This window comes from Kitasatospora sp. NPDC001664 (assembly GCF_053596675.1).
Genome location: NZ_JBSFGS010000003.1, coordinates 481,199 through 494,937 on the forward strand (window position 1 = coordinate 481,199; position 13,739 = coordinate 494,937).

Here is a 13,739-nt window from a genome sequence, read left to right on the forward strand (position 1 = left end):
GCGGTGCCGGACGGGTGAGCGAGCGGGCAGGAGCGGACGGATGGGTCTGACGGCGGGTCAGCGGGTGCGGCTGGTGGCGGACCTCGGGATCGGCGAGGCGGTGTCCGGCGAGGCCCCGGTCGGCTTCCTCTCCCTGGGGGCCGGGGCCGAGGGCACCGTCGAACGGGTCGACGGCGAGCTCCCCGAGCCCGAGGAGGTCCGCGAGTACCGCCGCCTGAAGGACCTCTTCGACGACTACGGCCACACCATGCCGGAGGAGAGCCGCAAGCGCCTGGAGTCCCAACTCGCCGCCCTCGAACCCGAGTGGACGGCCCACCAGGCCCACGGCCCCCGGGTGACCGCCAGGATCCGCTTCGACAACGGCCTCGTCCTGGACGCCGCCCCGGAGGACCTGCTCGCCACCTCCTGAGACCGGGGCGGCGGTGGCGGAAGTCCGCCACTCGCGGGAGCGCTCTCCGGGTGGCGGCTCCGCGTCGGTCGCTCCGAGGAGCCCGAACTCCCGGCCCGGCCTGCCGTGTTCGCAGGTCAGGGCCGGTTCTGACGGTGCGTCGCACCGCTGTCGATCGACCGGTCCGGGCCGCCGTGCCGGGCCCCGGGGGGCGCTCTCGCCCGATAACCGATGGGAAACTTTCCTAACTAAGGTCCTTGACTGCCGGTGGTCACCTGGACATCCTGAACACCGCGTCGCCGGTGGCCACCTGTGTCCGCACGTTCTGCCTCCCCCCTTCGATCAGAGAATCGAGTAGACGTGCAACGAATCAAGCGCGCCCTGATGGCCGCTTCCCTGGCGTTGACCGCGCCGCTGCTGGTCCCGAGCGTCACCGCCGGGGCGGCCGCCGCTCCGGCCGGGATGGCCGCCGCTCCGTACGAGTACCTGGGCTGGGGCAGCCCGCAGAAGCCGACCGACGTCATGGCGGCCACCGGGGTGAAGTGGTTCACCCTGGCGTTCATCCTGTCCGACGGGGGGTGCAACCCCAAGTGGGACGGGAGCCGGGCGCTGAAGGGCGGTTCGGACGAGGCCGCGATCAAGTCGATCCGGGCGGCCGGCGGGGACGTGGTGGTCTCGGTCGGCGGCTGGAGCGGCAACAAGCTGGGCGAGAAGTGCACCAGCGCGTCGGCGCTGGCCGGGGCGTACCAGAAGGTCATCGACGCCTACCAGTTGAAGGCCTTCGACATCGACATCGAGGACACCGAGTTCTCCAACGCGACGGTCCGTCAGCGGGTGGTCGACGCCCTGAAGATCGTCAAGACCAAGAACCCCGGGATCGTCACCTACGTGACCATGGGCACCACGCCGAGCGGTCCGGACGCCACCGGGAAGGACCTGATCAAGCGGGGCGCCGCGGCAGGGCTGGCCAACGACGGCTGGATCATCATGCCGTTCGACTTCGGCGGGCACAGCGGGACCATGGGCCAGGCCAGCGTCAGCGCCCTGGAGGGGCTGAAGTCGGCGGTGAAGAGCGCCTACGGCTACAGCGACGACGCCGCGTACCGGCACATCGGGGTCTCCTCGATGAACGGCATCACCGACGAGCCGGGGGAGACCGTCACCCTGGCCGACTTCAAGACCATCCTGGCCTACGCCCAGCAGCACCACCTGGCGCGCTTCGCCTTCTGGTCCGTCAACCGCGACCGCGCCTGCGGCTCCGGGTCGGACGCCGACGCCTGCAGCGGGATCGCGCAGTCGCCGTACGCGTTCACCAAGATCGTCGTCCAGTACAAGGGCTGAGGAGAGACCGATGAGTGAGATCCGCAGAACGGCAGCCCTCACCCTGGCCGGGGCCGGCCTGGTGGCCGGGATCGTCGCGGTGCCGCAGACGGCTTCGGCCGCCGCCACCCGCTACGAGGCGGAGAGCGCGGCGCTCTCCCAGGGCGTGGTGGAGGCCAACCACGCCAACTACTCCGGCACCGGGTTCGTCAACGGCGACAACGTGAGCGGCAGTTGGGTGGAGTTCACGGTGAACGCGGCCGCCGCGGGCACCGCCAACCTCACCGTGCGCTACTCCAACGGGACCGCCACCGCCCGCCCGGCCGACGTGGCGCTGAACGGCACCGTGGTCTCGGCCGCCCGCGCGTTCAACTCGACCACCAACTGGGACACCTGGGCGAACTCCACGCTGTCGGTGCAGCTGGTGGCCGGTGCGAACAAGGTCCGGCTCACCGCCACCTCCGCCAACGGCCTGGCCAACCTGGACTACCTGGACGTCGACCAGCAGTCCACCCCGCCCGGGGGCGGCGGTCCGGCCGTCCCGTTCGGCAGCCACCAGTTCGCCTACGCGGCGGGCACCCTGAAGCCCACCGGGGCGCAGGGCACCCTGGACCAGCAGGTGGTCGACAAGTACAACGCCTGGAAGTCCGCCTTCCTCAAGCAGAACTGCGGCAACGGCTGGTACCAGGTGATCTCGCCGGACGCCGACCACCCGTACGTGGCCGAGGCCCAGGGCTACGGCCTGGTCGTCACGGCGCTGATGGCGGGCGCCGACGCGAACGCCAAGACCGCCTTCGACGGGCTGCTGAAGTTCGTGCTGGCGCACCCCTCGGTGAACAACAAGGACCTGCTGGCGGCCGAACAGGACGTCAACTGCAAGTCCGTGAACGGCTCCGACTCCGCCACCGACGGCGACATGGACGTCGCCTACGGGCTGCTGCTCGCCGACAAGCAGTGGGGCAGCACCGGGACGTACAACTACAAGGACCTGGCGGTCAAGCACATCAACGCCATCAAGGCGAGCGAGGTGAACCCCACCACCAAGCTGCTGCTGCTCGGCGACTGGTCGAGCTCGGGTGACCAGTACTACTACATCTCGCGCTCCTCGGACTGGATGATCGACCACTTCCGGGCCTTCCGGAAGGCCACCGGGGACGCGAGCTGGGACACCATCCGGACCGCGCACCAGAACCTGATCACCTCCCAGCAGACCAAGTACGCCGCCTCCACCGGCCTGCTGGCCGACTTCGTGGTGAACACCAACACCACCCCGAAGCCGGCCCCCGGCGAGGTGCTGGAGAGCGCCAACGACGGTGACTTCGGCTGGAACGCCTGCCGCGACCCGTGGCGGATCGGCGCGGACGCCGTCACCAGTGGCGACTCCGCCTCGCTGGCCTCGGCGCGGAAGATCAACAGCTGGATCAAGTCGAAGACCGGCGGCAACGCCAACTCGATCGTCACCGGCTACAAGCTCAACGGCACCGCCTTCGACTCCGGCAACGACATGGCCTTCACCGCCCCGTTCGCGGTCGCGGCGATGACCGACCCGGGTTCGCAGGCCTGGCTGGACGCGCTCTGGGCCAAGATGGTCGCCACCCAGATCACCCCGTCCGTCTACTACGGCGGCAGCGTGCAGCTCCAGACGATGATCGTCGCCTCCGGCAACTACTGGGTGCCGTAAGCGATCCCGCACCACCGGAAGGCCGGGGCCGCCCCAACGGCTCCGGTCTTCCGGCCCGTCCAGCCTCCTCCCCCACACAGGAGTCCGACCCCATGCGCAGATCACTCCTTCCCGCCCTGGTCACCGCGGCACTCGCCGTCGGTGCCGGGCTGACCACCCTGCCCGCCCACGCGGCGGCGCCGCGGCTGACCGCGGCCTTCGCCAAGACCTCGTCCTGGAACAGCGGTTACGGAGCGCAGTTCACCATCGCCAACTCCGGCGACGCCGCCGCCACCGGCTGGAAGGTGGAGTTCGACCTCCCGGCCGGCACCACCGTCTCCAACAGCTGGAACTCCACCCGCTCCCAGACCGGGCAGCACTACACCTTCGTCAACGCGGGCTTCAACGGGACGGTGGCGGTCGGCGCCACCCAGAGCTTCGGCTTCAACGTCGGCGGCGGCCTCGGCGAGCCGCTCAACTGCACCGTCAACGGGCAGTCCTGCCAGGGCACTTCCACGCCGAGCCCGAGCCCGAGCTCCACGTCGAGCCCGAGCCCGAGTCCCAGTCCGTCGCCGACACCGACCCCGACCCCGAGCCCGACCTCCACCGGCCCCGTGGTGGAGGTGTCGACCGCCGCCCAGCTGACCGCCGCGCTGGCGGCCGCCGCCCCCGGGCGGACCATCCGGCTGGCTCCGGGGGAGTACCACGGCGCCTTCCTCGCCCAGAGCCCCGGCACCGCCGCAGCGCCGATCACCCTCACCGGCCCGCGCACCGCCGTGCTGGTGAACGACGGCCCGGCCGGTGACGCGCCGGACTGCCCGGTGCCGACGGCCGGCTGGGACCCGGGGTACGGGCTCTGGCTGTACGGGGCGCCGTACTGGAACCTCAGCGGGTTCACCGTGAAGGACGCCAAGAAGGGCGTGGTGCTGGACGCCTCGCCGCACGTGACGATCGACGGGCTGTACGTGCACCACACCGAGGACGAGGGCGTGCACTTCCGCCGCTCCTCCGCCGACGGGGCGATCCGCAACTCGGTCGTGGAGTACACCGGCCTGGTCCAGCCCGGCTACGGGGAAGGGGTGTACCTCGGTTCGGCCGGCTCCAACTGGGGGTGCCACGGCAACACCGACGGGGTGGACCGCTCGGACCGGGTGCTGGTGGAGAACAACCGGATCGGCCCGTACGTGGCGGCCGAGGCGATCGACGTCAAGGAGGGCACCTCGGGCGGGGTGATCCGGGGCAACACCTTCGACGGACGGGGCGTCAGCGGGCAGAACTCCGCCGACTCCTGGCTGGACGTCAAGGGCTTCGACTACCTGATCGAGGGGAACACCGGCACCTTCGCCGCCCCCGGCACCTTCGCCAACGGCTACGAGACCCACAACCCGGCCACCACCCCCGCCTTCCCGAACGGCTGCGGCAACACCTGGCGCGACAACCGCTCCGACCTCGGGGGCGTCGGCGGCTACGCGATCAAGATCACCTCGGTCTCGGCCTGCACCGCGAAGCCGAACCGGGTGTACGCCTCCAACACCGTCACCAACGCGGTCTCCGGGCTCACCAACGTCCCCGTGACGCCCTGAGCGGAGCCCGCACCGGTCAGAGGTCCACGTCCAGCCCGGTGGGCCGGGGGCGGACCAGCGACCAGACCGAGGGGCTGAGGTCGCGCTCGTCGCGGATGTGACCGTACATCCTGCCGAGGTCCTTCTCGGTCTCCGGGCCGAGCTCCACCCGGTAGGCGCCCGGCGCGAGGTCGGGGAACTCGGCCCGGACCAGGCCGTGGCCGAGCATGCCGGTCTCGAACTCGAACTCGCTGACGCCGATCCAGCCCGGCACCCCGGCCGCCCGCAGGCGCAGCGAGCCGGTGACGGTGGCCTCCGGGTCCCCGTGGTACTCCCACGGGGACCAGTACTGGGCCACCACGTGCCAGGTGGCGACCAGGCCGGGGCGGCCGTTGTCGAAGACGGCCCGCGCCACCACCAGCCGGTGTCGCAGCCGGGACCAGCCGCTCCGGCCCTCGTCGGTGAACTGGTCGGCCTCGAGGGCGGAGTCGATCCGGACCACGCTGGGGACAGCGTGGTGACCGGTGCCGGGTGGGACGGACACGGAGGCCTGCTTCGGGTGGGGTGCGGGTCGGAGTTCGTGCAAGTTCCGTGCAGGTTAACAGGGTTCGCACACGCTCACGGCCGGTTCGCTTGCGGCGAACCGGCCGTGAGGGTGCGTCACCCGGGAGTCACCCGGCGGTCACCACCGTCGTGCGGCGTACCGGGCGGCCAGGCCGAGCAGCAGCAGGGCGAGCGATCCGGCCGCCCACGGTCCCGGCACGCTGCCGGTGATCGGCAGCGGCGGGGGCGGCGGCTCGGTGGTGTCGAAGCGGTTGGTCACCTCGAGCGAGGCCGGGTCGGTGGTCAGGAGCAGCGCCCGCTCGGCGGAGTCGTGCTCGACGGTCACCTCGGCGGCCCCGTTCCGGTCCGGCTCGCCGAGCCAGCAGCGGGCCCCGGCCGGCAACGGGTCGGGCAGGTCGTCCACCGGACGGACGGTGCCCGGGCGGAGCTGGTAGCGCCGCCGGTCCGCCAGCACGATCGGGGCGGTGCCCGGCGCGGTGGTCAGGGTGCAGCTGAGCTCGACGGTGAACTCCCGGTCGGCCGCGGCGGCGGCCCCGGTCCCGGTGGTCCGCTTGAGCAGGGCCAGTGCGGCCGGCCGGTACTCGTTGACGGCGGTGACGGTCAGGTCGGGGGCCTCGGCGGTGACCACGGCCGCGTGCTGCTCGTCGGGGTGGGAGACCGTCACCGCGCTCGCGCCGCTCGGCAGTTCGGCCGCCCAGCAGCGGGTACCGGTGAGCAGCAGCTCCGGCAGGGTGACGGACCGGCCCGCCCGTACGGTGACGGTGCGGTCGAGCACCTCCTTGCCGTCCCGGCGGCAGATCACGCGCAGCTGGAACTCGGCCTCCCGCAGGTAGCCGGCCCCGGCCAGCGGGCCGGTGAGCTCCTTGGCGAGGGTCAGGCGTCCGGCGTGGAAGGTGTTGGTGAGCTCGGCGGTGGCCAGGTCGGTGAGGCCCTCCTTGACCTCGACCCGGCGGACCGGCTCGGCCGGCACGTCCGCGCCGCCGCTCGCGGTCTCGGTGACGGTGCACAGCGCGCCGACCGGCAGGCCGTCCAGACGCCCCGTCAGGTGGTCGGGCCCGGTGAGCTCCAGCTCGCGGGTGAGCACCGCGGCCCGCCCGTTGAAGTCGCAGACCACCTCGAACCGGAACGGACCGGTGGCCAGCGGGCTGCCGGTGCCGGCCAGCTTCTTGGTGACCTGGAGCGAGCCGACCGCGAACTCGTTGGTGATGATCACGGTCGCGGTCTCGCCCACCGTGGTCAGGGTGGCCGGGACGGGCCGGGGGGACCAGATCACCACCTTCGGCGAGCTCACCATCTGGTACTCGACCCGGGTGGCGCCACCGTTGTCGGTCTCGTCGACCTGGCACCGGCTGCCGTCGGGCAGGTCGGTGACGGCCTGCGAGGTGCCGCCGGTGAGCACCAGCTGCTGCGGGAAGCCCGGCAGCCGGGTGCCGTTGAAGGCGCAGTCCACGGTGACCTTGAACGGACCCTGGCCGACCGCCTCGGCGGCCGGGCCGGTGATCCGCTTGGCCACCACCAGGTCCTTGCGCGGGTACTTGTTGGCGATCTCCTCCTGCTGCCAGACGGTGGCGTCCGCCGCCCGTTCGACGGTGACCACGATCGCGTTGGCCTCGCCCAGGTGGTCGGTCTTCGCCCCGGCCGCCTCTGTCTCCCAGAACCGGCAGACCGCACCGGCCGGCACGCCGCCCAGGTCGAAGGGTTTGTCCGGGCCGAACTCGGCTGCGCCGGACCGGACTTCGACGCTCTCGCCACCGGCGGTGGTGAGCAGGCAGGAGTAGGCGAGCCGGAACGGCCCGACCGGCACGCCGGACGGCGGGTCGACCACGTTCTTGAGGATCCGGACATTCCCGAACACCAGGCCGATGCCCGCCTTCGGGGGTTCGGTGACCGGCAGCCGGGTGGTGTTCCCGCCGACCCGGACGGTCTCGGTGTGGGCGAAGGAGTTCCAGGCCACCGAGGCGTAGCCGGGTACGGTCAGGTCGGCCGGGGCCCGGAACGGCAGGGTGAAGGTGACCGCGCTGCCGGGGGCCATGCCGGACGGGAACTCCACCTCGGTCTCGAAGGCGGTGGCGTGCGTGGTGTCGGCTCCCCAGGTGGCGGCCGCGCAGGCGCGCTTGGGGGTCTCGACCTTGCGGCCGCAGGGGTTCGCGGTGCCGGTGTAGGTGATGGCCGCCGTGCCGGCGCCGTCGTAGCGGACCGGGCCGGTGAGGGTCGGCACGGTGTCCCACTGGGTGCCGCGCTGTTCGTCGCCGAGCAGCACCCCGGTGTCCTTGGGCGCCGGGAAGACGTCCAGCAGCTGGAGCGAACGGGCCGGTTCGGTGCCGGTGTTCTCGATCCGGACCAGGAAGGAGAAGTCCTGGCCGGGCCGGGTGAGCGCGACGCACGGGTAGCGGGTGTACACGGTGCCGCCGACCGTCAGCTCGGGGCAGCGCGGGTCGCCGGCCGGGACGGGCTTGCCGGTGTTGGCGTCCTGGTACCCGAGCGAGCGGTCACCGGTGACCCACTTGGCGGCGTCGAAGGAGACGCCGGAGCGGGAGGTGACCTGGGCCGAGGAGGTGCAGAAGGTGCCGGTGCCGTACCGGGGGTCGTCGGTGACGGTGCCGAGCCGGGGCGAGGACGGGTCGCAGTTGACCTTGGCGACCTTCTCCGAACCCGCGCCGAAGACGTTGGTGATGGTGGTCCCGGCCGCGACGCCGCCGTTCAGCTTCACCTGGTAGCCGAGCACCACCTCGCTGCCGGGGTAGAAGGTCCAGCCGGGGAAGCGCCAGCGCAGTTTGGTGATCCGGCCGCCCGCGTCCCGCTCGGGCTCGAACAGGACCTCGGTCGGCTGGGTCCCGCCGGGCGGCACCGTCACCTTCACGGTGTACGGGCGGCCCTGGTCGCCCTGGAAGGCGTCGTCGAAGCGCAGGCCGGAGGGGACCTCGTCCACCACCACCAGGTCGGGCACCGGTGCGGTGCCGGTGTTCCTGACGTGCAGGTTGAACGGGGCGACCGAGCCGGGGCTGAGCACGGTGGTGGCCGGCTCCTTCTCCACCCGGAGCAGGTTGCTGCCCTCGCGCACGCTGAGCGAGGCGGTGGAGTCCGGCACCGGGAAGGTGCCGCCGTCGGGCTGCAGCCGGCTCTCGCCGGCCGCGGTCGCGGTGTCCTCCAGCAGGTCGGGGACCGGGGTGCCGGGCGCGGAGCGCAGGCCCTCGCGCGGACGGACCGTCAGGCAGACGCTGCTGCCCGGGCAGTCCTGGTAGTTGGGCGCGGAGGTGGCGGGCAGGATGCCGTAGCCGCCGGTGGAGCTGCTGAAGGTGACCCGGAGGCCCTGGATGTCCGCCGGGTCCACCCCGGCGGGGAAGCCGGGCTTGGTGGAGGAGGTCGGGGTGCCGGTGACGAAGACCGGCGGGTTGCTGCGGCAGCCGGTGGTGCAGACGTCCACCTGGACCCGGTCGGCGCCGTTGGGGAAGGTGACCCCGGCCAGGGCGGTCACCGTCACGGCGTCGAAGAAGTCCGGGTCGGTGTCGCTGACGACCAGTCGCTTCAGGCCCAGGTTCCCGGTGTTGACGGTGGTGAGCCGGAGCGTGACGTCCTGCGGGGCGACGCCGGTGACGGGGCGCAGCACGGTGCTCGGCGCCAGCGTCTTCTGCAGCGAGGCGGCCGCCTTGGCGGGCTTCACGTCGACGGCGGGGGAGCAGCTCGGATTGCCCTCCGCCTTGCCGTCGATCGTGACCGCGGCGCAGTTGTCGATCCGCCCCGAGGTGACGCCCGGGCGGAGCCGGACGGTGAGGGTGGCCCGCATGAAGCCCTTGGGCGGGATGCCGTCCGGCTCGGTGATCCGGACGCCCTTGGCCCGGGCCAGCAGCGCGCTGTCCGGCGGGACGTAGGCCACCCAGGAGCTGACGGCCGGGTCCCAGAGCTCGACGCCGATGTGCAGGGAGCGCGGGCTGCCGTCGGTGGAGACGCCGACGATCTCCAGCTGGTCGAAGGGGTTGTTCGGCGCCAGCGGGTCGGCCGGGTCGGTGACCTGGACCTTGGGCTGGGTGACGTTGCCCGAGTTGGTGTAGCCGAGGCTGAAGGTGAGGTCCTGGCCGGGCGGGACCTCCGTCCAGGAGGAGGACTTGAAGCCGTTGCCGTCGGGGTTGCGCTCCTCGACCTTGAGCACGGCGCAGTCGGTGACGGCGGCCGAGCCGGAGCCGTTGGCCGGGTTGGAGGCCGAGGCGTCGGCGCAGTCCTGCACGCCGTCCCTGGTGTCCTCGGCGGTCACCTTGGAGTTGAGCGTGCCGTTGACCGACAGCTTGGCGACCGCACCGGGCTGGATGGTGCCCTTGCCGCCCTGCTCGCCCTTGAAGGTGATGGAGATCCGCTTGGGCGGGCTGCCGGCCGGGCAGCCGGTGGAGGCGCGCACCTGGGAGGCGGGCGGGTTGGTGAGGGTGACCGGCGCCGGGGTGGAGCCGTCCCGGCAGGTGACGGTCAGCGTCGCGGTGGTGGCACCGGGCGGGAAGTCGACCTTCAGCTTGGCGGCGTCGAACTTGTCGAACTCGCTGCCGGCGGTGGCGGAGTCGGAGGGCTCGGTGACGGTGAGCTCGGAGACGGCGAAGGGCGAGGTGTTCTTGGCGTTCAGCTGGGCGGTGACGCTCGCGTTCTCGCCCCGGACGGCGGTGCCGTTCTGGGTGAAGTCGCCCCGGGCGTCCGGGAAGAAGCGCTTGTCCAGGTCGACGGTGGCGATGTTCGGCAGGATGTCGTGGTCCGAGCAGGCCGGCAGGCCGATCACGGTGAACCGGCTGCCCGCGTCCTTGACGGCGGAGTCGGCGCAGTTGTGCACGGTCTTGCGGGCGGCCGGGCTGATCTGGGCGCCGCTGGTGCGCTCGGTGCGGCGCAGCTTCACCTGCATCGGCACGGCGGCGCCGGTGCTGTCGTACGGGAGCGTGGCGCCGGTGGAGTTGGTGAACTCGTAGCGCACGCCGGTGACCTGACCAGCCGTCACCCCGGCGGGCAGGGTGAGGTCCGGGCCGGGGACGGCGGTGCCGCGCACCCACTCGTTCTCCGCGCAGCGGCTGCCGGGCGGCTTGGTGCACACCAGCACGGTGACCCGGTCCGCCCCGGCGGGCATCCGGCTCACCGGGCCGACCGAGACCAGGTCGAAGTTCTCGTACAGCTCGGCGGTGTCGTCCTGGACGTCGAGGCGGCTGATCCCGTCCGGGGTGGCCGAGGTGTTGGCCGCGCCGAGGGTGACGGTGGAGACGCCGTCGCTCTGCGCCACGTCCGAGGTGGGCTGCCACTTCTTGGTGGCCTTGGCGTCCAGCATCTTCGGGACGGTCACGGTCTGGGTGACGCTGCCGACCACCTCGGTGGCGTTGTCGGCCCTCGCGGTGGCGGTGTTGGTGACGGTGTCGCCGTCCTCCAGCGGCCCGGTGGCGGGGACCTTCATCCCGACCGACACGTCCGCAGTGGTCCCGGCCGGCAGGCCGACCGAGCCGGCGGGGTTGGGCGGCGAGGCGAGCGGGCTCCTGAAGTCGATCCGCAGCCTGCGCGTCGCCGGGTCGTACGTCACCTGCTGGGTCGGTGTGGAGGGCGGCAGCGAGGTCATGTCGAACTCGGGCGGGAGGACGTCCTCCAGGTACGCGTTCACGCAGGAGACCGAGAGCGAGGAGCAGGAGAGCGTCAGCTTGTACGAGAACGCGGACCCGGGGATCAGCGGGTCCGGCGCCCCCTCCACCGCCTTGGTCAGCGACATCACCGGCCCCGCCGCGTGAGCCGGCGGCGCCCCGACGAGCGCGGCCGCCAGGCCGAGCGCCACCGCCGCGGCCGCCAACCCGCGCAGCGGCCGTCCGGCCCGGCGCCCGAAGTCCAACCCGACCATGCGCATCCCGTCGTCCGACGTCATCCGGCCTGAATGATCGTCAGATTAGGTAGCGGGCCCCTGCGCCGTTCAGGTCGACGCGCCCGGGTTGCCCCGGATGGCGCAGGCCGACCGAGGGGTCACGGCCCCTGAGGACGGTCGAGGCGGTAGACGTAGTGGCGGCGGTCGTCGGCGGGGTTGTCGGGCTCCAGGTCGGCCTCGACGTAGCGGTGGAAGCCGGCCTTCTCCAGGGCGCGCCAGGAGGCGCGGTTGTCGGCGTGGACGGGGATGACGAGGGCGGTCGCGGTCGGATGGTCGGTCCAGGTGGCCTCGGCGACGGCGCGGAGGATGCGGGTGCCGATGCCCTGGCCGGTCCGTTCGGGGCCGCCGATGAGGTAGTCGAGGGTCATGGCCCGTTCCGGGATCTCGGCCTGGTCGGCCAACTCGCCCATGTACTGCGGGTAGTCGGCGATCCAGCAGCGCTGCACCAGCGCGACCGGCTCCCCGTCCACCGCCACCAGGAGGTCCTCCGACGGCTCCTCGCCCCGGGCGGCCGGCCCGAAGTCCCGCTCGACCGCCTCGGGGGAGGTCTCGTGGTTCCACCAGCGGGCGACGTGCGGCCGGGCCAGCCACTCCGCGAGCAGCGGGAAGTCGGCGGTGGTCAGCCTGCGCCAGGTGAGGGTCATCAGGCCGTTGTCCCACACCAACGGCCCTCGCGCCAACGGGATTTCGCCAGCGTGTCGTGCTCCTTGCGTTCCCCTCAGGGGGCCGGCGCGGACGGTGGCCGGACGGAGACGCTGGTGCTGGTCAGGCGCAGCGCCCCCGCGGCGGCCGCCCAGAGCTGGACACGCTGCGGGGAGGTGAACGGCTCCGGGGTGCCGGCCAGGCAGCCGGTGCCGAGGCGGCGGAGCCAGTCGGAGTGGAGGGTGTCCCAGGCGCCCCAGAGCTGTGGGGCGTCGCCCTCGCGGGGGAGGGGACGGGGTTCGTAGCGGTCAGGCATCGGGGGTCATCCGCCAGGGGAGAGAGGTGACGTGCTGGAAGGTGCGGTGCTCGGGGTGGGTGGTGAGGTGGGCGAAAGCCGCGCCGCGGGCGTCCTCGAAGTGGGTGGACGGCAGGGTGTTCCAGCCGCACGGGGCACCCTCCTCGTTCTCGCTGGCGCACTGGAACAGGTGCAGCGAGGGCAGCGCGTCGGGCTCCGGATCGGGAGCGAAGGTCCAGCTGGACACGGGAGTTCGGTCCTCTCGGGTGGGGTGTCAGTCGTCCGCGACCTCGGCCCAGACGGATGGCCGGCCGCCGTCTGGGCCGAGGTCGGTGGTGCCGTACCCGGTGACGTGGGCGCCGCCGAGGACGGCCAGCAGGCCGGGCCAGCGCTCCGGCGGGACGTCGGCGAGCGGGAGGGAGAGCCGGATCCGGGTGCCGTGGCGGGTGGTCTCGGCCAGGAGGCCGGTGGCCTCCTTGATCGCCGCCTGGACCTCGGACACGCGTGCGCCGTGCACTCGCCCCCCTCTATGCGTAGGGCTTCACTATATGCATAGAGTAAGGGTGAGTGGATACTCTGTCACCAACCTGCGACAACTGGGAGGACGCGCCCCATGAGTGACGAGCCATCCCCTTACCTCCACGTCGCGGAGCGGATCCGCGAACGCATCGTCGGAGGGGAGTTCGGCTCGGGTGACAGGCTCCCGTCCCTCACGCAGCTGATGGCCGACTACGGCTACAGCATCAGCGTCGGCCAGAAGGCGTACGGCCTGCTGGAGCAGGAGGGGCTGGTGGTCGCGCACCACGGGCGCGGCTACTTCGTCAGCTCGCAGGACGCACCCGCCCTGCTGATCCGCCGTCAGGGCGACGGCGTCACCGGCTCCTGGCGCTCCGAATCCGCCACCGCCCGGGCCACCGAGACAGTCGCGGCCCGCCTGGAGATCGAGGCCGGCGACCCGGTCATGCACACCAAGTACGTCCACCTGCTCGACGGCGCCCCCTCCTACCTGATGGAGAGCTGGGAGCCGATGGCCGTCACCGGCGGCACCCTGGTCGTCCTCCCCGAAGCCGGCCCCTACGGCGGCATCGGCGTCGTCGCCCGGATGGCCGCCATCGGCATCGAGGCCGGCCCGCCGGTCGAGCGCGTCACCGCCCGCGTCCTCACCCGCGCCGAGGCCCAGACCCTCACCACCACCCCGGGCACCCCGGCCCTCGCCATCGAACGCACCCACCACGACGCCGTCACCGGCCGCCCGGTCGAGACCGCCGACCTCCTCCTCCCCGCCGACCGCTGGGCCACCGAGTACGGCGACCGCCCACCCCGACGCGGCTGAACCCGGACGGCCGGGGGGGGGGCGGCGGGGGCCGGCGGTGGGCCACCGGCCGGCCGGCGCCGGCCCGGGGGGCGGGGGGCCGGGGCGCCGCGGCACGGGGGGGGTGTGG

General features: G+C 72.6%; 11 protein-coding genes. 5 read left to right on the top strand and 6 right to left on the bottom strand.

Annotated features, from left to right (window positions below; translation table 11 throughout):
- The first annotated feature begins 40 nt into the window (after positions 1-40).
- The 4 genes from ACWCYY_RS06980 (at position 41) to ACWCYY_RS06995 (ending at position 4,951) form a co-directional block, all read left to right on the top strand.
- Positions 41-409 carry a hypothetical protein gene (locus tag ACWCYY_RS06980; RefSeq protein WP_449795357.1) on the top strand — a complete coding sequence of 123 codons (369 nt, stop codon included), beginning with the start codon at positions 41-43 and terminating at the stop codon, positions 407-409.
- Between the two features lie 339 nt (positions 410-748).
- Positions 749-1,729, top strand: coding sequence for a chitinase (locus tag ACWCYY_RS06985; RefSeq protein ID WP_449795358.1), 981 nt, complete (start codon positions 749-751; stop codon positions 1,727-1,729).
- A gap of 10 nt (positions 1,730-1,739) precedes the next feature.
- Complete coding sequence (locus tag ACWCYY_RS06990; protein WP_449795359.1) at positions 1,740-3,389, top strand: glycosyl hydrolase family 8; 1,650 nt, start codon at positions 1,740-1,742, stop codon at positions 3,387-3,389.
- A 92-nt stretch (positions 3,390-3,481) separates the two neighbouring features.
- Positions 3,482-4,951 carry a cellulose binding domain-containing protein gene (locus ACWCYY_RS06995; protein ID WP_449795360.1) on the top strand — a complete coding sequence of 490 codons (1,470 nt, stop codon included), beginning with the start codon at positions 3,482-3,484 and terminating at the stop codon, positions 4,949-4,951.
- A 16-nt stretch (positions 4,952-4,967) separates the two neighbouring features.
- On the opposite strand, the gene ACWCYY_RS07000 is transcribed toward ACWCYY_RS06995, so the two are convergent.
- The 6 genes from ACWCYY_RS07000 to ACWCYY_RS07025 all read right to left on the bottom strand — a co-directional run bounded on the left by ACWCYY_RS07000 (position 4,968) and on the right by ACWCYY_RS07025 (position 12,799).
- The gene (locus tag ACWCYY_RS07000; RefSeq protein ID WP_380149158.1) at positions 4,968-5,474 is read right to left on the bottom strand and encodes a hypothetical protein; all 507 of its coding nucleotides are present in this window, start codon (positions 5,472-5,474) and stop codon (positions 4,968-4,970) included.
- A gap of 138 nt (positions 5,475-5,612) precedes the next feature.
- The gene (locus ACWCYY_RS07005) at positions 5,613-11,363 is read right to left on the bottom strand and encodes a DUF5979 domain-containing protein (RefSeq protein WP_449795361.1); all 5,751 of its coding nucleotides are present in this window, start codon (positions 11,361-11,363) and stop codon (positions 5,613-5,615) included.
- A gap of 95 nt (positions 11,364-11,458) precedes the next feature.
- Positions 11,459-12,004 (bottom strand): GNAT family N-acetyltransferase, encoded by a 546-nt coding sequence (locus ACWCYY_RS07010; RefSeq protein ID WP_449795362.1) that lies wholly within the window; start codon positions 12,002-12,004, stop codon positions 11,459-11,461.
- 74 nt (positions 12,005-12,078) lie between these two features.
- Positions 12,079-12,318 carry a hypothetical protein gene (locus ACWCYY_RS07015; RefSeq protein WP_345289694.1) on the bottom strand — a complete coding sequence of 80 codons (240 nt, stop codon included), beginning with the start codon at positions 12,316-12,318 and terminating at the stop codon, positions 12,079-12,081.
- Positions 12,311-12,544 (bottom strand): DUF7848 domain-containing protein, encoded by a 234-nt coding sequence (locus ACWCYY_RS07020; protein WP_345289693.1) that lies wholly within the window; start codon positions 12,542-12,544, stop codon positions 12,311-12,313. Before ACWCYY_RS07020 ends, ACWCYY_RS07015 begins: the two co-directional genes overlap by 8 nt.
- Positions 12,545-12,571: 27 nt before the next feature.
- On the bottom strand, positions 12,572-12,799 hold the full coding sequence (locus tag ACWCYY_RS07025) for a hypothetical protein (RefSeq protein ID WP_449795363.1): 228 nt from the start codon (positions 12,797-12,799) through the stop codon (positions 12,572-12,574).
- A gap of 111 nt (positions 12,800-12,910) precedes the next feature.
- On the opposite strand from ACWCYY_RS07025, the gene ACWCYY_RS07030 reads away from it, so the two are divergent.
- Positions 12,911-13,630 (top strand): GntR family transcriptional regulator, encoded by a 720-nt coding sequence (locus ACWCYY_RS07030; RefSeq protein WP_345289690.1) that lies wholly within the window; start codon positions 12,911-12,913, stop codon positions 13,628-13,630.
- The last annotated feature ends 109 nt before the right edge of the window (positions 13,631-13,739 follow it).